Annotated in this window: 21 protein-coding genes; 13 read left to right on the top strand and 8 right to left on the bottom strand. The window is 69.3% G+C overall.

What is annotated here, in order from left to right:
• Window positions 1-34: 34 nt before the first annotated feature.
• Window positions 35-1,000, top strand: coding sequence for an S-methyl-5-thioribose-1-phosphate isomerase (mtnA, locus tag ACZ5IK_RS21750; protein WP_465489296.1), 966 nt, complete (start codon window positions 35-37; stop codon window positions 998-1,000).
• Here the strand turns inward: mtnA and ACZ5IK_RS21745 are convergent.
• The 4 genes from ACZ5IK_RS21745 to ACZ5IK_RS21730 all read right to left on the bottom strand — a co-directional run bounded on the left by ACZ5IK_RS21745 (window position 972) and on the right by ACZ5IK_RS21730 (window position 4,627).
• Entirely contained in the window at window positions 972-1,877 is a 906-nt protein-coding gene (locus ACZ5IK_RS21745; protein ID WP_465489295.1) for a nuclear transport factor 2 family protein, read from the bottom strand. The two genes, mtnA and ACZ5IK_RS21745, sit on opposite strands and share 29 nt — an antisense overlap.
• A gap of 67 nt (window positions 1,878-1,944) precedes the next feature.
• Window positions 1,945-3,165, bottom strand: a complete 1,221-nt coding sequence (locus tag ACZ5IK_RS21740; protein ID WP_465489294.1) for a GNAT family N-acetyltransferase — start codon at window positions 3,163-3,165, stop codon at window positions 1,945-1,947.
• A gap of 53 nt (window positions 3,166-3,218) precedes the next feature.
• Window positions 3,219-3,434, bottom strand: a complete 216-nt coding sequence (locus ACZ5IK_RS21735; protein WP_410603972.1) for a ferredoxin — start codon at window positions 3,432-3,434, stop codon at window positions 3,219-3,221.
• Window positions 3,435-3,436: 2 nt separating this feature from the next.
• Window positions 3,437-4,627 carry a cytochrome P450 gene (locus ACZ5IK_RS21730; protein WP_465489293.1) on the bottom strand — a complete coding sequence of 397 codons (1,191 nt, stop codon included), beginning with the start codon at window positions 4,625-4,627 and terminating at the stop codon, window positions 3,437-3,439.
• Between the two features lie 113 nt (window positions 4,628-4,740).
• Between ACZ5IK_RS21730 and ACZ5IK_RS21725 the strand changes: the two genes are divergently transcribed.
• Both ACZ5IK_RS21725 and ACZ5IK_RS21720 read left to right on the top strand, forming a co-directional pair.
• Window positions 4,741-5,307: a TetR/AcrR family transcriptional regulator gene (locus ACZ5IK_RS21725; protein ID WP_465489292.1), complete on the top strand. Its 567-nt coding sequence runs from the start codon at window positions 4,741-4,743 to the stop codon at window positions 5,305-5,307.
• Window positions 5,308-5,348: 41 nt separating this feature from the next.
• Window positions 5,349-6,263, top strand: coding sequence for a phosphotransferase family protein (locus tag ACZ5IK_RS21720; protein WP_465489291.1), 915 nt, complete (start codon window positions 5,349-5,351; stop codon window positions 6,261-6,263).
• On the opposite strand, the gene ACZ5IK_RS21715 is transcribed toward ACZ5IK_RS21720, so the two are convergent.
• Both ACZ5IK_RS21715 and ACZ5IK_RS21710 read right to left on the bottom strand, forming a co-directional pair.
• Window positions 6,244-7,446 (bottom strand): cytochrome P450, encoded by a 1,203-nt coding sequence (locus ACZ5IK_RS21715; protein WP_465489290.1) that lies wholly within the window; start codon window positions 7,444-7,446, stop codon window positions 6,244-6,246. The two genes, ACZ5IK_RS21720 and ACZ5IK_RS21715, sit on opposite strands and share 20 nt — an antisense overlap.
• 76 nt (window positions 7,447-7,522) lie before the next feature.
• Window positions 7,523-8,083 carry a TetR/AcrR family transcriptional regulator gene (locus ACZ5IK_RS21710; protein ID WP_465489289.1) on the bottom strand — a complete coding sequence of 187 codons (561 nt, stop codon included), beginning with the start codon at window positions 8,081-8,083 and terminating at the stop codon, window positions 7,523-7,525.
• 51 nt (window positions 8,084-8,134) lie between these two features.
• Here ACZ5IK_RS21710 and ACZ5IK_RS21705 point away from each other — a divergent pair, with 51 nt between their 5' ends.
• Window positions 8,135-8,680: an SRPBCC family protein gene (locus tag ACZ5IK_RS21705; RefSeq protein WP_465489288.1), complete on the top strand. Its 546-nt coding sequence runs from the start codon at window positions 8,135-8,137 to the stop codon at window positions 8,678-8,680.
• On the opposite strand, the gene ACZ5IK_RS21700 is transcribed toward ACZ5IK_RS21705, so the two are convergent.
• Complete coding sequence (locus ACZ5IK_RS21700; protein WP_465489287.1) at window positions 8,660-11,434, bottom strand: FAD-binding and (Fe-S)-binding domain-containing protein; 2,775 nt, start codon at window positions 11,432-11,434, stop codon at window positions 8,660-8,662. The two genes, ACZ5IK_RS21705 and ACZ5IK_RS21700, sit on opposite strands and share 21 nt — an antisense overlap.
• Before the next feature lie 86 nt (window positions 11,435-11,520).
• Between ACZ5IK_RS21700 and ACZ5IK_RS21695 the strand changes: the two genes are divergently transcribed.
• The 7 genes from ACZ5IK_RS21695 to ACZ5IK_RS21665 all read left to right on the top strand — a co-directional run bounded on the left by ACZ5IK_RS21695 (window position 11,521) and on the right by ACZ5IK_RS21665 (window position 18,336).
• On the top strand, window positions 11,521-12,690 hold the full coding sequence (locus tag ACZ5IK_RS21695; protein ID WP_465489286.1) for a GAF domain-containing sensor histidine kinase: 1,170 nt from the start codon (window positions 11,521-11,523) through the stop codon (window positions 12,688-12,690).
• A complete protein-coding gene (locus ACZ5IK_RS21690) occupies window positions 12,660-13,301 on the top strand; it encodes a response regulator (RefSeq protein WP_174720380.1) in 642 nt (213 codons plus the stop codon). Before ACZ5IK_RS21695 ends, ACZ5IK_RS21690 begins: the two co-directional genes overlap by 31 nt.
• A 180-nt stretch (window positions 13,302-13,481) precedes the next feature.
• Window positions 13,482-14,291: an ABC transporter ATP-binding protein gene (locus ACZ5IK_RS21685; RefSeq protein ID WP_465489285.1), complete on the top strand. Its 810-nt coding sequence runs from the start codon at window positions 13,482-13,484 to the stop codon at window positions 14,289-14,291.
• Entirely contained in the window at window positions 14,288-15,064 is a 777-nt protein-coding gene (locus ACZ5IK_RS21680) for an ABC transporter ATP-binding protein (RefSeq protein WP_410603965.1), read from the top strand. Before ACZ5IK_RS21685 ends, ACZ5IK_RS21680 begins: the two co-directional genes overlap by 4 nt.
• Window positions 15,061-15,939, top strand: a complete 879-nt coding sequence (locus tag ACZ5IK_RS21675; protein WP_101605764.1) for a branched-chain amino acid ABC transporter permease — start codon at window positions 15,061-15,063, stop codon at window positions 15,937-15,939. The genes ACZ5IK_RS21680 and ACZ5IK_RS21675 overlap by 4 nt, the downstream gene beginning before the upstream one ends.
• Entirely contained in the window at window positions 15,932-17,089 is a 1,158-nt protein-coding gene (locus tag ACZ5IK_RS21670; protein ID WP_465489284.1) for a branched-chain amino acid ABC transporter permease, read from the top strand. The genes ACZ5IK_RS21675 and ACZ5IK_RS21670 overlap by 8 nt, the downstream gene beginning before the upstream one ends.
• On the top strand, window positions 17,086-18,336 hold the full coding sequence (locus ACZ5IK_RS21665) for an ABC transporter substrate-binding protein (RefSeq protein ID WP_465489283.1): 1,251 nt from the start codon (window positions 17,086-17,088) through the stop codon (window positions 18,334-18,336). Before ACZ5IK_RS21670 ends, ACZ5IK_RS21665 begins: the two co-directional genes overlap by 4 nt.
• On the opposite strand, the gene ACZ5IK_RS21660 is transcribed toward ACZ5IK_RS21665, so the two are convergent.
• Complete coding sequence (locus ACZ5IK_RS21660; protein ID WP_465489282.1) at window positions 18,278-19,336, bottom strand: Glu/Leu/Phe/Val dehydrogenase dimerization domain-containing protein; 1,059 nt, start codon at window positions 19,334-19,336, stop codon at window positions 18,278-18,280. The genes ACZ5IK_RS21665 and ACZ5IK_RS21660 overlap by 59 nt on opposite strands.
• Window positions 19,337-19,447: 111 nt before the next feature.
• Between ACZ5IK_RS21660 and ACZ5IK_RS21655 the strand changes: the two genes are divergently transcribed.
• Together ACZ5IK_RS21655 and ACZ5IK_RS21650 are read left to right on the top strand one after the other, a co-directional pair.
• Window positions 19,448-19,927: an Lrp/AsnC family transcriptional regulator gene (locus ACZ5IK_RS21655; protein ID WP_076164758.1), complete on the top strand. Its 480-nt coding sequence runs from the start codon at window positions 19,448-19,450 to the stop codon at window positions 19,925-19,927.
• Window positions 19,928-20,058: 131 nt separating this feature from the next.
• Entirely contained in the window at window positions 20,059-20,328 is a 270-nt protein-coding gene (locus tag ACZ5IK_RS21650; protein ID WP_465489281.1) for a hypothetical protein, read from the top strand.
• Window positions 20,329-20,330 lie beyond the last annotated feature (2 nt).

Here is a 20,330-nt window from a genome sequence, read left to right as displayed (position 1 = left end):
CCGCGGCCGGACAACCGGATTTCACGGGGGAGCCATGCGCAGGACGATCGACTGGACCGGCGACGCGGTCACCATCATCGACCAGACCGCGCTTCCCGGCGAATACCGCGTGCTCGAACTGCGCACGGTCGGCGAACTCGTCGACGCCGTCCAGCGGCTCGCGGTCCGCGGGGCACCGGCGCTCGGCGCGGCCGGGGCTCTCGGTGTGGTGCTCGCGACCCGCGCGGGCGGTGACGTCGAGGCCGCGGCGGAGCGCGTCTCCCAGGCCCGCCCGACCGCGGTCAACCTGAGCTGGGGCGTCTCCCGCGCGCTCGCGAAGCTCCCGGAAGGGCCGGAAGCCGTCCTCACCGAAGCGCTGGCGATCCTCGACGAGGACGAGCGGATCAATCACGAGGCCTCCCGGCTGGCGGCCGCGGTGGTGCTCGAACACTGCGGGCGACGGCCGTTGCGGTTGCTCAGCCATTGCAACGCCGGCCACCTCGCGACGGTCGCCTGGGGCAGCGCGCTCGGCGTCGTCTGGCACCTGCACGCTCGCGGCCTGGTCGACTCCGTGCTGGTCGACGAGACCCGGCCGCTGTTGCAGGGTGCCCGCCTGACGGCCTGGGAACTGGCCGAAGCCGGTGTCCCGTACCGGATCCAGCCCGACGGCGCGGCCGCCGCCGCGATGAGCCGCGGCCTGGTCGACTGCGTCCTCGTCGGCGCCGACCGGATCGCCGCCAACGGCGACGTCGCCAACAAGATCGGCACCTACGGGCTGGCGATCGCGGCGAAACACCACGGGATCCCGTTCGTGGTCGTCGCCCCTTCATCCACTGTGGACACCGCGATGCCGGACGGCGCCGGGATCGTGATCGAGGAACGCGATCCCGGCGAGGTCCTGAGCTTCGGCGGCACGAAGGTCGCCCCCGAAGGCGCCGAGGTGTTCAACCCGGCCTTCGACGTGACGCCGTTCGGGCTGGTCACCGCGGTGGTCACCGAGCAGGGCGTGCTGCGCCCGTGAGCAGCTCGGTGAACAAGGCGGCCGTCTCCGCGTCGTCGTAATTCAGCGGCAGCGTGTCGAAGTAGTAGCGGACCAGGCCGGGACCGGTGCCGACGATCATCCCGAAGTCGATCGTCCGCCCCTTCGCCCGCACGGTTCCGCGGTACTCCTGGAACCTCGTGCGCGGACCGGCCGCCACCTGATCGGGCTTCAGGCGGACGTCGGTCATCGCTCCCGCCAGCCTGCCGAGGTAGGCGGCGTGGCAGGCCGGGTCCGTCACCGACGCCGTCAGCCCCGGTCCGGTGAAGGCCGGTCCTTTTCGAGGACAGTCGTCGGCGACACCGGCGAACAGTTCACGGAGGGCGCCTTTTTCGATGGGGCGGAACCATTCCGTCCGATCGTGGTAGCGGCGACCCTGGACGACCTCGCCGTCCTTGAGCACCACGCGGTACACGGCCGGGTACCGCACCGTCTCGCCGCGGATCACCGCTTCGTTGGCCGCTTCGTAGAACACGGTCTCGCCGCTGACCACGATCTTCACCGGCGTGAACCGGAAGGTCGGGAAGGCTCCCAGCAGGGTCCGCAGGTTGCCCTCGATATTCGTCCTGCCGCGCACAGGCGGGGCACTTCCCGATTCCGCCAGGGTGCCGTCGGCGGCGAAGATCCTGCCGTACGACCGGACACGGGCTTCCCGCTCTCCTGGCGTGTCCGACCGCATCGCCCCGAATTCGGTCTGCTGGGTGATGAAGGCGCAGGCACTCGGCGAAACCGCGCCTTCGACCCTGTCTCCCAGCTGGTCCAGGACGCCACAGCCCGCGCTCGTTCCCGCCATCGCCGTCCCGCTTTCCACCAGTGTCGCGCCGAGCAAAAGGGCCGCCGCACCAAAAAGTCTCTTCATTCTTCGCACTCGGTCACTCTGGCAAGCGAGGCCGTGCCGAGTCGATTACCCGCCAGGTAATGCCGCGCTAGAAGGATTCGAGACAGGACGGCTCACGGTCGGTGGCGAACGCCGCAGTGGCCCGCGAAACCGCCCCGGCGGTCCGCTCCTTGATCCGCCCGGCAGCGGCCAGCGTGCTCGGCCGCGTCCCGCCGAGGAAGATCGCGCCGAGGTCGATCACGTCCAGTTCGAGATCCGGGGCGTCCGCCACTCGGGTGACCTCGGCGTTCCCCTCGGCATCGGCGGTGAACCGCCAGTTCCCGGTGTTCCACGGGCAGAACGCGTCGTGCACACCGAACACCAGATCCACCGGAGCGCGGTAGCGGCGGGTGACCAGGGCGCGATCGACGTCGACCAGCCGGACCCACAGCGAGTCACCGGCGGATCGGGTCATCTTGCGGGGGTCGGCGAGCAGGTGGATGAGCGGTTCGTCGAGGGCGGCGAAGGCCTCCACCGTGACGACCAGGTCGTAGTCGAGCAGGAAGCGGTACAGCGTCGCGTAAGCCTCCGGCGTGGTCGCGACCAGTTCCTGCACGGTCAACGTGCCTTGCGGGCCTTCTTCGTTCCAGTCGTTCTTCACCCGGTAGATCACGTAGCCGTCCGGCAGGACGGCGAACTTCAGCGCGGTCGCGCCGGGGCGCCGGTACTCGGGGTCGTCGAGAACGAACTCCCAGGTCGAATCGGGCCTGTCGAGCGCGCCGACCCGCTGCGGCGCTTCCTTTTCGTAGATCGCCCTGATCAGCGGGATCGCTTGCTCGCGCCCGATTTCGCGCACCCGCTCGGCTTCGAGTTCGACGCCGGGCCGGAACACGGACTTCGCGCGTACCTTCGCGCGGTAGAACTGCGCCGCGAGGCCGTAACCGAACCGGGAGTAGATGACCGCCTCGGACGCCCACAGCGCGGCGATCGGTTCGGCGCCCTCCTCGTGCAGACCGTGCAACTGCGTCCGCATGATCCGGGTGAGCACACCCCGCCTGCGGTGCCCCGGGGCGACACCGACCGACGTCACCGCGGCCAGCGGCGTCTGGCGGGCACCGGGAACGGTGATCTTGCGAGTGAGCAGTTCACCCGCTCCGACGAGGTCGTCACCGTCGAACACACCGTGCGTACGCTCCGGCTCGAACACCAGCTCTTCGCGGTGTTTCAATCCCTCAGTGGGATTGGTGAGAAAGGCGCCCGCGAGCAGTTCCGAGAAGGCGGGCAGATCGTCGGTGGTCAGGGTTCGGATGGTCAAATCGTCATCACTCACCCAGTCGTCCTACGCCTGTTCACCGACGACCGCCACGCATTAACGAGCGAACATCAGGGCCGCGGCCCGATCACCTCGCCCTTTTCCAGCACTTCGATGGCCATCGCGGGGCAGGAATCCGCCGCGTCCAGGACCATCTCGTCCGGGTTCACCTCTCCCGTGACCGCCTTGGCCGTCGCGCCTTCGAGTTCGAAGACCTCCGGCACCAAGGCGGCGCACATCCCCGAGCCGATGCACGTACCGCCATCGACCTCGACTTTCCAGCTCATGCTCACCATCCGATCGGCATGGAGCGGGGTCCCCGCACCAGCATCTGCGTCTTCCACACGATATCGCCGTCGAGGCGCAGTCCGGGGAAATCTCGCAGTAATGCCTTCAACGCCTCCTGCAGTTCCAGCCTGGCCAACGGGGCACCGAGACAGTGGTGCACGCCGTGCCCGAAACCGAGGTGAGGGTTGGCTTCCCTGCCGAACTCGAGGGTTTCCGCCGAGCTGAACTGGAGCGCGTCCCGGTTGGCGGCACCGATCGCGACCATCACCGGCTCGCCTTCCTTCACCAGCACGTCACCCACTTGGACGTCTTCGGTGGCGTAGCGGGCGAACCCGGCTCCGGCACCCAGGGGGACGAACCGCAGCAGTTCCTCGACCGCGGCCGGGATCAGATCCAGGTCCGCGCGCAGCCGGGCGAGCTGCTCCGGCTGCTCGAGCAGCGCGTAGACGAAGTTGGGGATCTGGCTGGCGGTGGTCTCGTGCCCGGCGATCAGGATGCCGATGCACATGTCGACCAGTTCCAGCTCGCTCAGCCTGTCGCGGACGTCGCGCGCTTCGATCAGCGCGGTCATCAGGTCGTCCTGGGGCCGGGCGCGGTGCTCTTCGACGAGCACGTGCATGTACGCCCGCAGTTCTTCCTGGTTGGCCATCATCTCTTCGGTGGTCAACGGGCTGGTCGACAGCGCGGCGTCGCTCCACACGCGGAACTTCGGCCGGTCCTCGACGGGGACGCCGAGCAGTTCGCAGATCACCGCGACCGGGATCGGCAGCGCGTAGTCCTCGACCAGGTCAGCGGGCTGTCCCTTGGCCTTCATGTCCTCGATCAGGCCCGCCGCGAGGTCCGCGACGCGCGGCCGCAGCAGTTCGACGCGGCGCATGGTGAACGCCTTCGCGACCAGCGTGCGCAGCCGGGTGTGGTCGGGCGGGTCCATGGCCAGGATGCCGCCGGGGCGCCTGCCCGGCGCCATCCGCGGCTCGTCCTTGTCCGTGGCCATCGCGCGGGAAAACCGCCGGTCACCGAGGACGAACCGCGCGTCCGCGTACCGGGTGGCGAGCCACGTCGGCTCACCGTGCGGGAGGCGGACGCGGAGCATGCCCTCGGCGGCGCGGGCGGTGGCGTAGGCCTCGTCGAGTTCGAGTCCTGTGTCCTGGTTGAACGGGTAGGCGATGAATTCGGCGTCTGTGGTGGTCATTTGTCCGGAAACCCCCCGGCTCGGCGGTTTGTAAGCAACTGCTTACAACGCTAACCACGATCACGGTGAGCGTCAATGCGCCTACCGTGCGACGTCCGGCTAGCCTGTGCCCGATGACGGAAGAACCGCAGGTCCGCAAGCGCGACGCGGCCGCGACGAAGGCGGCCCTGCTCGACGCGGCGGCGGCGCTGTTCGCCGAGCGCGGTTTCGACCGGACGACCGTGCGGGACATCGCGAAGCTCGCCGGAGCCAATCAAGCGCTGCTGTTCCGCTACTTCGGGTCGAAGGACGCGCTCTTCGAAGAGGTCCTGGCGCGCGGCGGACGCGAGCAGATCGCCACCACACCGCCGGACGAACTGCTCGGGACGGTGTTGCGCAGCATGCTGGAGTCCGACACCGGCCGCGATCGCACCCTCGACGCCTACCTGCGCTCGACGGGGCACGACAGCGCGGCGGGCGCCGTCCGGCGGCAGCTCGGCGAGGAGTACGCGAAGGTGCTCGCCACGCTGACCGACGCCGACGACGCGGATCTGCGGGCCGACCTCATCCTGGCCTGGCTGCTCGGGATCGGCCTGGTCCGCGAGATCACCGGCAAGGAACCCCTGGCCAGCGCGGATCCCGACGACGTCTGCCGCCTCGTCCTCGGCGCGGCCCGGACGCTGCTGGAGCGCAGCGGGTAATCACGTCGCCATCCGCGGCCCGCTGTTCTACGGTCGGTCGCGTGATCCCGTTCCCGCCCGCCGGCACCGAAGCCGAGTTCGACGGCTTGACCAGGCAGGACCTTCTTCCGGCTGTGACGTCACTGACCGGATCGCTCGGTCTGGGCGAAGCCGTCCCGTTCACCGAGGGCTCGCTGCCAGTCTACGCCGTCGGCGAAGACCTGGTCCTCAAACTGTTCCCGCCGGTGCACCTAGACGAACTCCCCACCGAGCGGACGATGCTCGAAGTCCTGCACGGGAAGCTGCCGATCCCGACGCCCGCCGTGCACGACGTCGGCGAGCGGGACGGCTGGGGTTACGTGCTCATGGAACGCCTGCGCGGTGAAACGCTCAAGGACGCCTGGCCGAAACTGTCCACAGAGGACAAACACCGGCTCGCTCCCGAACTCGGCGAGGCCCTGTCCGCCTTGCATTCCCTGCGCGACCCGCGGTTGGACGCGCTGGATCCGCCGGACTGGGCCGCGTTCGTCGACGGTCAGCGCGCGAACGCCGTCGAGCACCACCGCCGGACCGGCCTCGACGAGGCCTGGATCGCGCAGATCCCGGCGTTCCTCGATTCCGTCGAGCTGGGCTCGCCTCCTGTCGTCCCGCTGCACACCGAGTTCATGCGCGACCACGTCATGGTCGCCCACGACGGCGAACGCCCGCGACTGACCGGGCTCTTCGATTTCGAACCGGCGATGCGCGGCGCGGCCGAGTACGACTTCGTCGCCGTCGGCCTGTTCGTTTCCGGCGGTGACAAGGACTTCCTGCGGCGCTTGCTCGCCGGGTACGGCGCGGAACCCGACGAGGGGTTCTCGCGCCGCTGCCTCGCGTACGCGCTTTTGCACGTCTACAGCAATTTTACGTGGTACCTCAAGGTTCTCCCGGCCCCGGAAGAACCGACGCTGGGGAGCCTCAGCCGCGCTTGGTGGTAGTCCAGGTCACCGGCACGGCCTCGGGACCGCGGAGCGAAAGCGGCGGCCGCCAAGCGATTTCCGAGAGCGGCACGGCGAGATCCAGTCCGGGCAGGCCGTCGAGCAGCGTCCGGAACGCGATCTCCCCTTCGAGCCGGGCGAGTGCCGCGCCGAGGCAGAAGTGCAGTCCGTGTCCGAAGCCGAGTTGCGGCGCGTTCCGGCGACGGATGTCGAACCGCGAAGCGCCGGGGAAAGCGGACTCGTCACGGTTCGCCGCGCCGGTGTGCGCCAGCACGGCCTCACCGCGCCGGACCAGGCCGCCACTCAGTTCGACGTCCTCCAGCGCGACCCGGAGCAGCGACGCGTCGGCCGGCCCGTCGAACCGCATGATCTCCTCGATGGCCCCCGCCGTCAGGCCGGGATCCGAGCGCAGCGCGGCGAGCTGATCCGGATTCTGCGACAGCAGCACGATCCCGGTCGCGATCAGGCTGACCGTGGTCTCGTGCCCGGCCAGCAAAAGCTGGGTGGCCAGGTCGATCAACTCGGCCTCGGTGAACCGGTCACCGTCCTCGTCGCGAGTGTGCACGAGAACGCTCAGCAAGTCCTCGCCCGGCTTCGCCCGTTTGACGGCGACGAGGGCTGTCATGTCGTCCGCACCGTCACGCCGCGCCTGTGCCACTTCCGCCGGCGTGTACGCCATCGGCGTGACGATCACCCGCGACCACTGGCGGAACCGTTCCTTGCCTTCGAACGGGACGCCGAGGATCTCGCACATGACCGCGGTGGGCAGGGGGAAGGCGAACATCTCCACGAGATCCACCGGAGGACCGTGCTGGATCATCGCGTGCAGGAGGCCGTCGGCGATCTCCTGGATCCGTGGCCGCAGCCCGGCGATCCGGCGGACGGTGAAGGCCGGTGCCGACAGCTTCCGCAGCCGCGTGTGATCCGGCGGGTCCATGTTCAGGATGCTGTGGTCACCGGTGGAGAAATCACCCGGCTCGATGAGACACGGCGCGCCGGGCGCGAGCAGATTCCGGGAGAACCGGGTGTCCGAAAAGATCAGGCGGACGTCTTCGTACCGGGTCACCAGCCAGCCTTCGCAACCGCTGGGGAAGACGACCCGGGACATCGGCGGATACTCCGCGTAAATCTCCCCCATCGGGGTCGCGGCGTGGTTCTTGGCCGCGGGATACGTGGCTGTCATGGGCCGATGATGAGTGGCGCGAAGCACCGCCGGAAGTCTCCGGCCGATCACCCGCCCGAAGAGCCGAAGATCCTTCTCACCGCGTGATAATCCCGCGCAGGAACTCCAGGTAATCCGGTCGCTCGGCCGAGGACAGCAGCGTCCCGCCACTCGCCCGCTGCGCCTGGATCAACCCGATGAAAGCCGTGTAGGCGAGCAGGCCGCGATGCCGTGCCTCGGCTTCGGGGCAGTCCATCTCCCGGAAGCACCGGACGATGAACTCGACGCGCCTCGCGGTGACCTCGGCGAGCAGCGGGCCGATCACCGGGTCGCCGGCGTGGGCGAGCAGGGCCAGCTCGGCCCGTTCTTCGTCCTTCGCCCCGAAGACGAGCTCGAAGAGTTCGCGCAGCCGTCGCACCGGATCCGAAATCCCGTCCAGGAGAGTGATCAGCGCCTCGGTGTCCTGCTCGACCCAGCGGCGCACGGCGGCTTCGACCAGGGCGTCCCGGTTCGCGAAATGCCAGTAGAAACTGCCTTTCGTCGTCCCGAGCTTCGCGGCGATGGGCTCGACGGCGATCGCGGCGACCCCGCCCTCACACAGCGCTTCGAGCGCCGCGTCGGCCCAATCTTCACGGGCGAGCTTCCGTTTCCCGGCCACCTTGCATACGCTACCGTACGGAAAAACATACGGCACCGTACGGAGGCGGCCATGCCTTTCGGATCACCCGCGAACTGGGGCGCGACCCCGGACGAACGCCGCCGCGCGCAGCCGGCGGACACCCTGCTCGACGGCCCCGTCGCGCTCTTCGACCGCGCCGTCACCGTGCACGCGCCCGCCGCGCTCGCCTACCGCTGGCTCTGCCAGATCTCGGTCGCGCCCTACAGCTACGACCTGCTCGACAACCTGGGCAAGCGCAGTCCGCGCACCCTCACTCCCGGCGCCGACGAGCTCGCTCCCGGCGACACGCTGATCGTGTTCGAACTGACCGAGGTGGAGCGGGGGCACAGCCTCACCGGCCGCACTTTCGCCAAGTCCGAGAACCTGTTCGGCCCGGTGGCCGCCACCTACTCGGTCGAGCCGATCGATGACCGATCGTGCCGGATGCTGTGCCGCATCGCCGTGACCTCTCAGGGTTTCCGCGGCCGCCTCAAGGAGTTCCTGCTCGGCTGGGGCGACCTGATCATGATGCGGAAACAGTTGCTGACGTTGAAGAAGTACGCCGAACGCGACGCACTAGGGCAACGCACGTCGTAGCAGCTCCGCCAGGTGCACGGCCTTGCGCCCGTCGAGTTGCTCGATCTGCGTCCGGCAGCTGAACCCGTCCGCGACCACTTCGGTGCCCTCGGCCGCGGCGCGGATCGCGGGCAGCATGCGGTCTTCGGCGCAGGCGACGGAAACGTCGTAGTGGCCGCGTTCGAAGCCGAAGTTGCCCGCCAGTCCACAGCAGCCGGAGTCCATTGTGGAATTGTGGATACCCGCCGCGCGCATCGCGGCCTCGTCGGCGCCGAAGCCGAGCACAGCGTGCTGGTGGCAGTGGACCTGGCTGAGCGCTTCGACATCCAGCGAACGGAATTCCAGCGGTGAGTCTTCGACGAGTTCGGCGAAGGTGCGGGTCTGCGCGGCGAGCAGTTTCGCCACCGGGTCACCGGGCAGGAGCGCCTCCAGGTCACCGCGGAAGAGAGCCGTGCAACTCGGCTCCAGCCCCGCCACCTGATACCCCGACCGCAGGTACGGCTCGAGGACGGAAAGCGTGCGGCGCAGCACGTTCTTCGCCACGTCGAGCTGCCCGGTGGACACCCACGTGAGGCCACAGCAGACGCCACGATCGGGCAGGACGACGTCGTAGCCCGCCGCGGTGAGCACCTCGGTCGCGGCGTCGAGGACGTCCGGCGTGAGGTAGTTGTTGAAGGAGTCGGGCCACAGCACCACGCGCCGTGGGCCGGTCGCCCAGCGTTTGAGGTCGTCGCGGCGTCGCGTGAACGGCGTCCGGGCGAACGTCGGCAGATCGCGTTCCGGCGCGATCCCGCCGAATTTCTTCAGCAGGCCGGAGAACCGGCGCGACATCGTGTTCGCCAACCGCGGCGCCAGCGAGGCCGCGCGCAGCCACACCGGGAGCCAGCCCATGGAGTAGTGCGACGCCGGGCGCAGCCGCCCCTTGTGGTGCTGGTGCAGGAATTCCGCCTTGTAGGTCGCCATGTCGACATCGACCGGGCAATCGGAGAGACAGCCCTTGCACGAAAGGCAGAGATCCAGCGCCTCGGCGACCTCTTCCGAACGCCAGCCGTCGGTGATCAGCTCGCCGTTGACCATCTCGGCGAGCAGATGCGCGCGACCGCGGGTCGAGTGCTTTTCCTCGCGGGTGGCGCGATAGCTCGGGCACATCACACCCGCTCCGGTGGTGTTGCGGCATTTCCCGACGCCGACGCAACGCCGCATCGCCTGCCCGAAGCTCCCCTCATCTTCCGGGTACGCGAGCGCGGTGACGTCCTCCAGCTCGAGCGGTGCCCGGCGGACCCGGAGATCGGCGTCGACCGGCCTCGGATCGACGAGGATGCCGGGGTTCATCCTGCCCGCCGGATCGAAGATCCCCTTGAACCGCGCGAAAAGCGCGAGGATCTCGGGGCTGTACATCCGGGACAGCAGTTCCGAGCGGGCCTGGCCGTCGCCGTGTTCGCCGGACAGCGAGCCGCCGTGCGCGGCGACCAGGTCGGCCGCCTCTTCGAGGAACGACCGGAACCCGGCGATCCCTTGCGGGGAAAGGAGATCGAAGTCCAGCCGCAGATGCAGGCAGCCCTCGCCGTAGTGGCCGTAGACGACGCTCTTGCGGCCGTGCTTCCGCATGAGGTCCTTGAACTCGCGCAAGTAGGCGCCCAACCGCGCGGGCGGGACGGCGGCGTCTTCCCAGCCTGGCCAGGCTTCCTCGCCACCGGCAAGCCGCGTCGCGAGACCGGCGCCCTCCTCCCGGATGCGCCACAGCCGCTTCTGCGCGGCCGCGTCGTCCAGCAGCGCGGATCCGGTCAACGCGCTCCGCAGTCCGGCGATCAGGTCGCGCGCCTTGTCCGGGTCTTCCATCTCGACGAACAACCAGGCACCGCCCGGCGGGAGTCCATCCGCGCGGCCAGGCTCCAGCAGTGCGACGAGGTCCGCGTCGACCCCTTCCACGGTCAGCGGCGACCACGGCAGGATCGCCGGGACCGCGTCGGCCGCGGCGATGTCGGACTCGAAGCCGAGCACCGCGAGGACCTTGCGTTTCGGCACCTCGGCGAGGGAGACCGTCGCCCCCAGCACGGTGACGCAGGTGCCCTCGCTGCCGACCAGCGCCTTGGCGACGTCGAAACCGTTCTCCGGCAACAGGTGTTCCAGCCCGTACCCGGACACCCGCCTGCTGAACGAGGACAGTTCGGTGCGCAGCAAGGCCAGGTTGTCCTGGACGAGCGCGCGCAACTCCGAGAAGACCCGGCCTTCCGTACCGGGTCTGGCCGCTCGCTCGTCCACTTCGGACGGTGAGGTGGGCCCGACGGTCAGCCGGGTGCCGTCGTAGAGCAGCACGTCCAGTTCACGGACGACGTCGACCGTGCGCCCGTAGGCGACCGAATGCGAACCGCAGGCGTTGTTGCCGATCATCCCGCCGATCGTGCAGCGCGAATGCGTCGACGGATCGGGGCCGAAGCGGAGCCCGTGCGGCGCGGCGAGCGCTTGGAGGTCGTCGAGGACGGTCCCGGGCGCCACTCGCGCCGTCCGCGCCCCGGGATCGAGGTCGAGGACTCCGCTGAGGTGACGCGACAGGTCGATCACGACGCCCGGCCCGCACGAGTTGCCCGCGACGCTGGTTCCGCCGCCTCTGGCGATCACCGGCAGCCCGGCCTGCCGGCAGGCGGCGACGGCCGCGATCACTTCGTCGACGCTCCGCGGCAGCACCACGCCCTGGGGCACGTGCCGGTAGTTGGAGGCGTCGGTCGTGTACAGAGCCAGTGTCGCGGCGTCGGCCAGGATCTCCACGGAGTCCATTCAAGACAACCGGGGGCGAGAACGCATCGGCGAACCTCTCCGGACGGGTGTGTCGGAAACCACGTCCGGTGTGCGATCGTGAGCGCGTGACGGCGAAACGCCAGGTCGCGACGGAACTCGCCGCCGAGCACAGCGCGGTGCTCGGCGGGCTTCTGCGCGAACGCGAAGCGCTGCTCGCCACCCTCGACAGGGTCGCGGCGCTCAACGGCACCGCCCGGCTGATCCGCGAGTCGATCGGCACTCATTCCGGTTTCGTCGCCGAGCTGGCCGGGCCAGAACAGGCGGTGATCCGCTGGATGTCGGGCACCCGCACGGACGCGTTGCAGGACCTCGCCGTGCCGATCGGCCAGGGCATCGGCGGGCGCGTGCTGGCGCTGGGCAGGCCGGTGCGGGTGAACGACTACGTCAGCTCGGCGAGCATCACCCACCAGTTCGACGCGCAGGTCCGTGGCGAGGGCCTCGCCGCGATGATCGCCGTCCCGATCGTCAGCGGGACCGAGACCGTCGCCATCGCGTACGCCGCCATGCGCGAGCCGCGCGACTTCGGCGACGACGCCATCCGGTCCCTCGAAGAGATCGCCGGAGAGGCGGGCCGGGCGCTGAAACTGGCGTCGGTCGCCGAGGCCGACCGCGAAACGGCGTTGTCCGCCGAGCGGCTCCGCATGCAGAGCGCGCTGCACGATTCGGTCGGGGCGCTGCTGTTCTCCATCGGTGTCCAGGTCCGGAACCTGCACGAGGACATCAGTGACAACCCGGCGCTCGAATCGCGGCTGCGGCGGCTGGAAGGCGACGTGTCGGCCGCGTCGCGGGCACTGCGCGAGTCGCTGCTGGCGTTGTCGGAGTCGAGTCCGGAACGCGCGCTGCCGGTGGAACTGGCCGAGCACTGCCGCTCGTTCCAGGCCCGCTGCGGCGTCCCGGCGCGGTTCGTCCAGCTCGCGCCGGTACCGAGGCTCGACGCCGAACGCACCGGACTGCTGGTCGCGGCCGTCCGGGAGGGCCTGCTCAACGTCGAGAAACACGCCGACGCGCTGTCGGTCGTGGTCAGCCTGCTGCCCAGCGAAGACGGCGTGCAGGTGGTCGTCGCCGACGACGGGACCGGTCATCGTGGTGACGAACCGGCACCCGGGACCGGGATGGGCCTGCGCGCGCTGGCGGAACGCGCCGCGCGGCTCGGCGGCCGGGTCAGCCTGGTCCACGACGAGGACGACGGGTGCACACTGCGCGCTTGGGTGCCGGAACCGTGCCGTCGCCGGTGACCGTGCTCGTCGTGGACGACCATCCGGTGGTCCGCGACGGGGTGAGCCTGCTGCTGCGCTACGACCCGGCGATGACCGTGGTCGGTTCGGCCGAGACCGGCCGGGCCGCGATCCAGCGGGCGGGCGAGCTGAAACCGGTGTTGATCCTGCTGGACCTGCGGCTGCCGGACATGCTCGCGCCCGAGGTCATCGCCGAACTCCGGCGCGTGCACCCGGCCGGGCGGATCGTGGTGTTCACCGCGCACGGCGACCATCAGGGCGTGCGGGCCGCGCTGGACTCCGGGGCGCACGGCTGCCTGCTCAAGGACGTCGCCGGGACTGATCTGGTGGCCGCGTTGCGGCAGGTGCTGAAGGGTGATCGGGTCGTCGATCCGCGCATCTTCCCCGACGACGGCCAGCGGTCCGACGCGCTGGCCCGCAGCGGCCTGACGCGGCGCGAGTACGAGGTCCTGCGGCTGGCCGCGCAGGGACAGACGAATCCGGAGATCGCGGAATCGACCGGGCTGGCGCGGAACACGGTGAAGACGTACCTGCAGTCCGCGCTGCACAAACTCGGCGCCCGCAACCGCGTCGAAGCCATCGGCAAGGCCTCCGAAGCCGGCCTCCTCTGACGCGTTTCGTCCTCTAGTTGCGGTAGTTCGCGCTACCAACTACCGCAACTAGAGGACGAATTGCGTTGTGTCCGTTTTGTAGCCGTGTGGGTCTCCAGGTGGGGGTAACGCGCGGCAGGGTGCCCACGCAGGATGACCGCCACCGATCGTGACTCGCGTCACACGGACGGAGGAGGCGGCTTGCTGAGTGTCCGTGATCTTCAGGTGCGGTACGGCCGATCGGTGGCCGCACTGCACGGGGTCGACCTCGATGTTTCACCTGATGGAGTACTGGCCGTCCTGGGCAGCAACGGCGCCGGGAAATCGACCCTGCTGCGGACCATCTCCGGCACCCTCCGCATGCACCGTGGCTCGATTTCCGCCGGCGAGGTCCGGTACGACGGCAAGTCGCTGACCAGGCTCGATCCGGCCCGCATCGTCGGGCTCGGCGTCGTCGGGGTCCCCGAAGGCCGTCAGGTCTTCGCGCGGATGACCGTCGAGGAGAACCTCCGCGCGGGCGGGATCGGCGCCCGCTCCCCCGGGCAGCGCGCGGCCGCGAGGAAACGCGTCGACGAACTCTTCCCGGTCCTGTCCGAACGGGCCAAACAACGCGCGGGCCTGCTTTCCGGCGGTGAGCAGCAGATGCTCGCGATCGGCCGCGCGCTGATGTCCGGCCCGCGACTGCTGCTGCTCGACGAACCGTCGCTCGGCCTCGCGCCGAAGATCGTCGAGCGGATCGGCGCCATCATCCGCGAGATCCACGATCAGGGCACCGCCGTGGTGCTGGTCGAGCAGAACGCGGTGATGGCGTTGCGCGTGGCCGACCACGCGATCGTCCTCGAAGTGGGCCGGGTCGCGCTGGCCGGGACGACGGCCGAACTCACCGCGAGCGAGGACGTCCAGCGGCTCTACCTCGGCGGCCACGCCGAATCGCAGGCCACCGCCGAAGCCGAGGCCGCGGACGCCCGCGAGCATCTCGCGGGCCGGAGCCTGTCGAGGTGGGCCGGATGACGCCGCCCGAGTTGCACGTCACGAACGTGACCCTGCGCTTCGGCGGGATCCGGGCGCTGGACGACGTCTCCTTCACCGTCGCCTCCGGTTCACTGCACGCGCTCATCGGCCCGAACGGTGCCGGGAAGTCCAGTTGCTTCAACGTGATCAGCGGCCTCTACCGGGCGAACGCGGGCAGCGTCCGGCTCGGTGACACCGTCCTTTCCGGACTCGCGCCGCATCGGCTGGCCGGGCTCGGCGTCGGCCGGTCGTTCCAGAACGCCGCCCTCTCCCCCGGCTCGACCGTGCTCGACAACGTCATGCTCGGACGGCACGCCCTGACCAAGGGCGGATTCCTCGCCTGCGGTCTCCGGCTGCCGTGGACGACCCGGGCCGAACGGCGGCATTCCGCGCGGGCCAAGGAGATCTGCGACTTCCTCGGGATCGGCGCGCTCGTCGACCTCCCGGTCGGGGCGCTGCCGTACGGAGCGGTGAAACGCGTCGACCTCGCCCGCGCGCTCGCCGTCGAACCGGTCCTGCTGCTGCTCGACGAACCCGCGGCCGGGATGAACGCGACCGAGACCGCCGAGCTGGCCGGGACGATCCGCGACGTCCGCGACGCGCTCGGCATCTCGATCCTGCTCGTGGAGCACGACATGGGGCTGGTGATGGGCATCGCGGACCGGGTCACCGTCCTGGACTTCGGCAGGCGGATCGCCGACGGCACCCCCGCCGAGGTCCAGTCGGATCCGGACGTGATCAGGGCATACCTCGGCACGGAGGCCACGGCGTGAACACTTTCCTGCAACTCGTGGTGAACGGACTCGGCAAGGGCGCGGTGTTCGCGTTGCTGGCGCTGGGTTTCGTGATCATCTTCAAAGCGACCGAGGTGGTCAACTTCGCGCACGGCTCACTTGTGCTCTTCGGCGGCTACCTGGTCGTCGTGACCCGCGAATCGCTCGGCTGGGCGGGTGCTTCCCTGGTCGGCATCGTCTCGGCCGGGCTGCTCGCCCTCCTGCTGGAACGGTTACTGCTGTCCCGCTCGCGGCACGCGGACGCGAACAGCCTGGCGCTGCTGACCATCGGCGTCGACGTGATCATCACCGAGGAGATCGTGCGACGGCTCGGCGTCACCTTGCCGTTCCTCGGCGACGCCTGGGACGCGCAGCCGTTCCAGATCGGCGGGATCACCCTGTTCCGCACGCATCTGGTCGCGCTGCTCGTCGCGGCCGTGCTGATCACCGCGTTCACCCTCGCGTTCAAGTACTCGAACTGGGGTGTCGCGATGCGGGCGCAGGCCGAGAACCGCGAGGCCGCCGCGCTGATGGGGATCCGCAGTTCCCGGGTGACGGCGACCGCGTGGGTGGTGGCAGGCGTGCTCGCCGGGGTCGCGGTGCTGTTCATCGCCACCCAGGACTTCTCGGGCGCGGGCCTGTCCCGCGGCACGCACTCCATCGCGCTCGCGGCGTTCCCCGCGGCCATCCTCGGCGGGCTGGACTCGACCGCGGGCGCGGTGGTGGGCGGGCTGGTCGTCGGCCTCGTCGAGGCGCTTTCGGCGCAGTACGTGTCGTTCGACTTCTCCAAGAGCGCGGTCTTCCTGGTGATGCTCGTGGTCCTGGTGGTGCGGCCGTCGGGGCTGTTCGGGACAAGGGAGAGCACACGTGTCTGACACCGCTGTGAAATCCCCCGCCCCGGCTCCGCCGGCACCGCCCGCGAAACGCGATCGGACCCGGCTGATCAAGGCCCTGTTGTGGATCGCGCTGCTCGTCGTCCTCCTGGCGATCCCGCTGTATCTCGACGCCGCCTGGCTGAAGGCCGGGCAGTACATGATGATCGGCGGGGTCGGCGCGATCGGGTTGACCCTGCTGGTCGGGCAGGCCGGGCAGTTGTCGCTGGCGCACGCGTTCTTCCTGCTGGCGGGCGCGACCGGGTACACCGTCCTTTCCGGACCGGCCGAAGACGAGCGCGTGTTCGGGCTCGGCCTCGACCCCGGCCTGTCGCTGGCCGGCGCGGTGGCCATCGCCGCGTTGCTGGGCTTGGCCTTCGCCCCGGTTTCCGGACGGCTGCGCGGGATCTACCTCGGCGTCGCGTCGCTGTCGCTGGTGTTCCTGGGGCTCTACTTGGGACAGTCGGCCGAGACGCTGACCGGCGGGACGTCGACCGGGCGCACGCCCCAGCCGTTCTCCCTGTTCGGCTTCCCGTTCACCAACGACGGCCCCGAAATCGCGCTGATGGGCGTGCCGATCCGGCAGGCGGAACGGACCTGGTACCTGTTCCTGCTGCTGACGGTGCTCGCGTACGTGATCGCCCGGGCGGCGGTCTCCAGCCGGATCGGCCGGTCGTGGCGGGCGGTGCGGGACAACGAAGCCGCCGCTTCCGTGATGGGTGTCAACGTCACGAGGGCCAAGGCGGGCGCGTTCGCGGTCTCTTCGGCGTACGCGGGTCTCGCGGGCGCGATGACCGTGCTGTGGTTCGACATCCTCAAACCCGACGAAAGCGAATTCGGCACGTACGGCATCAACATCTCCATCGCCTTCCTGGCGATGGTGATCATCGGGGGACTCGGCTCGGTGCCCGGCGCGCTGGTGGGCGCGCTGATCGTCAACGGGCTGCCGCAGGTGCTTTCGCTGTACTCCGCCGATCTCGGCTGGTTCTCCGGAACCGGGGACGGCGCACTGACCCCGATCCTGGTCAGCTCGTTCGTCTACGGCGCCGCGATCATCCTCGTGGTGCTTTTCGAACCAGGCGGGCTCGCCGCGATCGGCCGCCGCATCACCCCCTCGAAGAAACCTCATCTCCCGGAGGAGCAAGGAAAATGAAACGCATGTATCCGGCCGTCGCGCTGGCGGCGATCCTCGTCCTCTCGGCGTGCAGTACGAAAGCGGGCGACTCGGGGTCCTCGGGGGCGGACGGTTCGGGCGTCAAAGCGGGCAAAGGAGTGACGGCCTCGGAGATCACCCTCGGCGTGATGACCGACAAGACCGGGGTCTTCAAGAACCTCGGGCTCGGCATCACGCAGGGGAACGAGCTGTGGGCCAAGGACTTCAACGCCGCGGGCGGGGCGTGCGGGCGCCAGGTCAAACTGGAGACCGTCGACCACGGCTACAAGGCGGACACGGCGAAGACGCTGTACCCGCAGATCGAGCCGAAGGTGCTCGGGTTCGTGCAGTTGCTCGGCTCACCGGTGGTGGCCGCGCTGAAACAGAACATCGCCTCGGACAAGACCGTCGCCGCACCCGCGTCGTGGTCTTCGGAACTGCTCGACAACCCGTACGTGATGATCGTCGGGACGACGTACGACCTGGAGATCATCGACGGTCTTTCCTATTTCCAGGAACAAGGCCTGGTGAAAGACGGCGACACGATCGGGCACGTCTACATCGACGGCGAGTACGGCAAGAACGGGCTGCGCGGCTCGCAGTTCTACGCCAAGAAGCACAATCTGACCGTCAAGGAAGTCAAGATCACCTCCACCGACAACGATCTGACCAACATCGTCACCGGGCTCAAGGGTGACGGCGTCAAGGCGATCGTCCTGACCACCACGCCGGCCCAGACCGGTTCCGCGCTCGCTGCGAACAAGGCGCTCGGGCTGAACGTGCCCGTGCTCGGCAACAACCCGGTGTTCGATCCCGTGCTGTTGAAGAGCCCGGCGGCGAACGCGCTGGACAAACTGACGATCGTCGCCAGCAGTGTCCCGTTCTCCGCCGACCTCCCCAAGGCCAAGGACGTCGCGGCGAAGTACAAGGCGGCGTACAAGGAGACCCCGAACGGCGGGATCCCCTACGGCTACGCGGTCGGCGAAGTGTGGGGCGCGGTGCTCAAGAAAGCCTGCGAGAACAAGGACCTCACCCGGGACGGCATCGCCGCGGCGCTGAAGCAGACGACGTCGGCGAGCACGGAGGACCTGGTGGCGGCGCTGGACTTCTCGAAGGCGGGCACCCCGGCGACACGTCAGGTGTACGCGGCGACACCGGACGCGTCGGCCGAGGGCGGGGTCCGCTACGTCAAGCCGCTGTTCGAGGCTCCCGAGGCGAAGGAGTACGTGGCTCCGCACCAGAAGTGAGTCTCGCTTCGGCCAGTGCGTTCGCTTCGGCCAACGGTGTCGTGCCGTTGGCCGAAGCGGCGTCGAGGATCCTTCGCGTGGTCTCCTCCAGGGTCTCGACGCGGGCGAGCGCCTCGTCGTGCGTGAGCTTCTCCTTCTCCCTGCCGAGCGTGTAGACGACTCCCCCGGCACTCGCGACGAAATCCGGGATCCACAGGACACCCCTGGCGGCGAGGTCGTCCGCCACCGCGTCGCCGGTGAGCTGGTTGTTGGCCGGGCCGACGACGAGCGGCGCGCGGACCTCGGCGGCGGGGCCGAACACCCCGCCGACGGCTGCGGGGATCAGGACGTCGGCCTCGATACCGAGCACCTGGTCCGGCGCGACGCGGCGCAGCCCCAGTCCCGCGGCGGCCAGTAGCCGCTGTTCGTCCACATCGGACACGGTGACCTCGGCGCCCTCCGCGACCAGTGCGGCGGCCAGATGCGCGCCGACCGAGCCGTAGCCGCTGATGACCACTTTGCGCCCTCGCATCGAGGTATCGCCGAAGACGGTCTTCGCCCCTGCCCTCAGTGCGGCTAGCACCCCGACCGCGGTCGGACCACTGGACGAGCCGGTGCCGCCGTGCTCTTCGGGCACGCAGAACGCGTGCGGGGTCCGCTCGCGCAGCACGAGCATGTCGTCCGGGCCGGTGCCGACGTCCGGACCGGCGAGATACGCCCCGTCGAGTGACGCGATGAGGTCGGCGTGGTCGAGCAGGATGTCGCGCCGTTGCTCCGGCGACGGCACCCGTTCGAGTGCGACGACGCTCTTGCCGCCGCCGAAGTCCAGGCCCGCGACGGCGCATTTGCGGGTCATCGCCGCGGACAGCCTCAGGACGTCGTCGATCGCGTCGCCCAGCTCCGGATAGACCTTGAACCGGCAGCCTCCGACGGCCGGGCCGAGCACTCGCGAATGCACGGCGACCATCGTCGTCACCCCGGACCGGCGCCCCCGCCGGACGACCAGCTCTTGTACGGACATCCCACTTCCTCCTGCGCGTTTAGTCGACTACTTGCGCCGAAGTTAGGCTGATCATCAGACGTATAGAGGCTTTGCCGAACGTTATTCGGCATGCCGAGGAAAGGGGCAGGCGTGGACGAACTTGATTCGGCGATCATCCGGGAACTCCAGGCGGATGCGCGGCAGTCGAACCGCGACATCGCCCGCAAGGTCGGCGTCGCGCCGTCGACCTGCCTCGAACGCACGCGGCTGCTGCGGGAACGCGGCGTCATCCGCGGCTATCACGCGGACATCGACCTGCGGAGCCTCAACCGCGGCGTGCAGGCGATGGTGTCGGCGCAGGTGCGGCCGCTGAGCCGGGAGGTGATCGACTCCTTCCAGCGCTCGGTCGCGGAATTGCCGGAGGTCCTTTCGGTCTTCGTCACCGCGGGCAGCGACGATTTCCTGATCCACGTCGCCGCACAGGACGTCGAACAGCTCCACTCATTCCTGGTGGATCGCTTGTCGAAGCGCAAGGAGATCGTCGGTTTCCGGAGTTCGATCATTTTCCGGCATCTGCGCAAGACCGAGCTGGAATCGCTTCCGCTGCGAATACCAGGTGACAACCCCTAGGTCTTCACCCTGGAATACCCGACACACCACCCTTGAGTACGCCCGAAATCCAAGACTTCGCACCGGAGAAGACGGAAACTGTCGGGGGTATGGGTTTGACTGTTCACAGCGGAACAGAAAGGAGGCACGCCATGGACGTTCGGACAGAGCTGAACCATCGTGAGCGGGCCACCCTGAGAGCGGTGGCCGAGGGCCACGCCGAGATCAGCTGCAGCTGCGAGCCGGACCTGTTCGTCGACGGTCTCGCCTGCTGCGACCAGCACACCGCGCACCGCCTCGCCCATCTCGGCCTGGTGGCGCCCTCCCGGGGCGGCAGCTGGGGCGAGCGCGTTCCCGCCCTGCTCACCGAGGCTGGAGCGGTGGCGCTGGGAGGCCTCGTCAGCCCCGAGGTGGCCGCGTAAAC

Source organism: Amycolatopsis sp. NPDC031561 (genome assembly GCF_055580625.1).
This window is presented reverse-complemented; position numbering and strand designations above follow the sequence as displayed.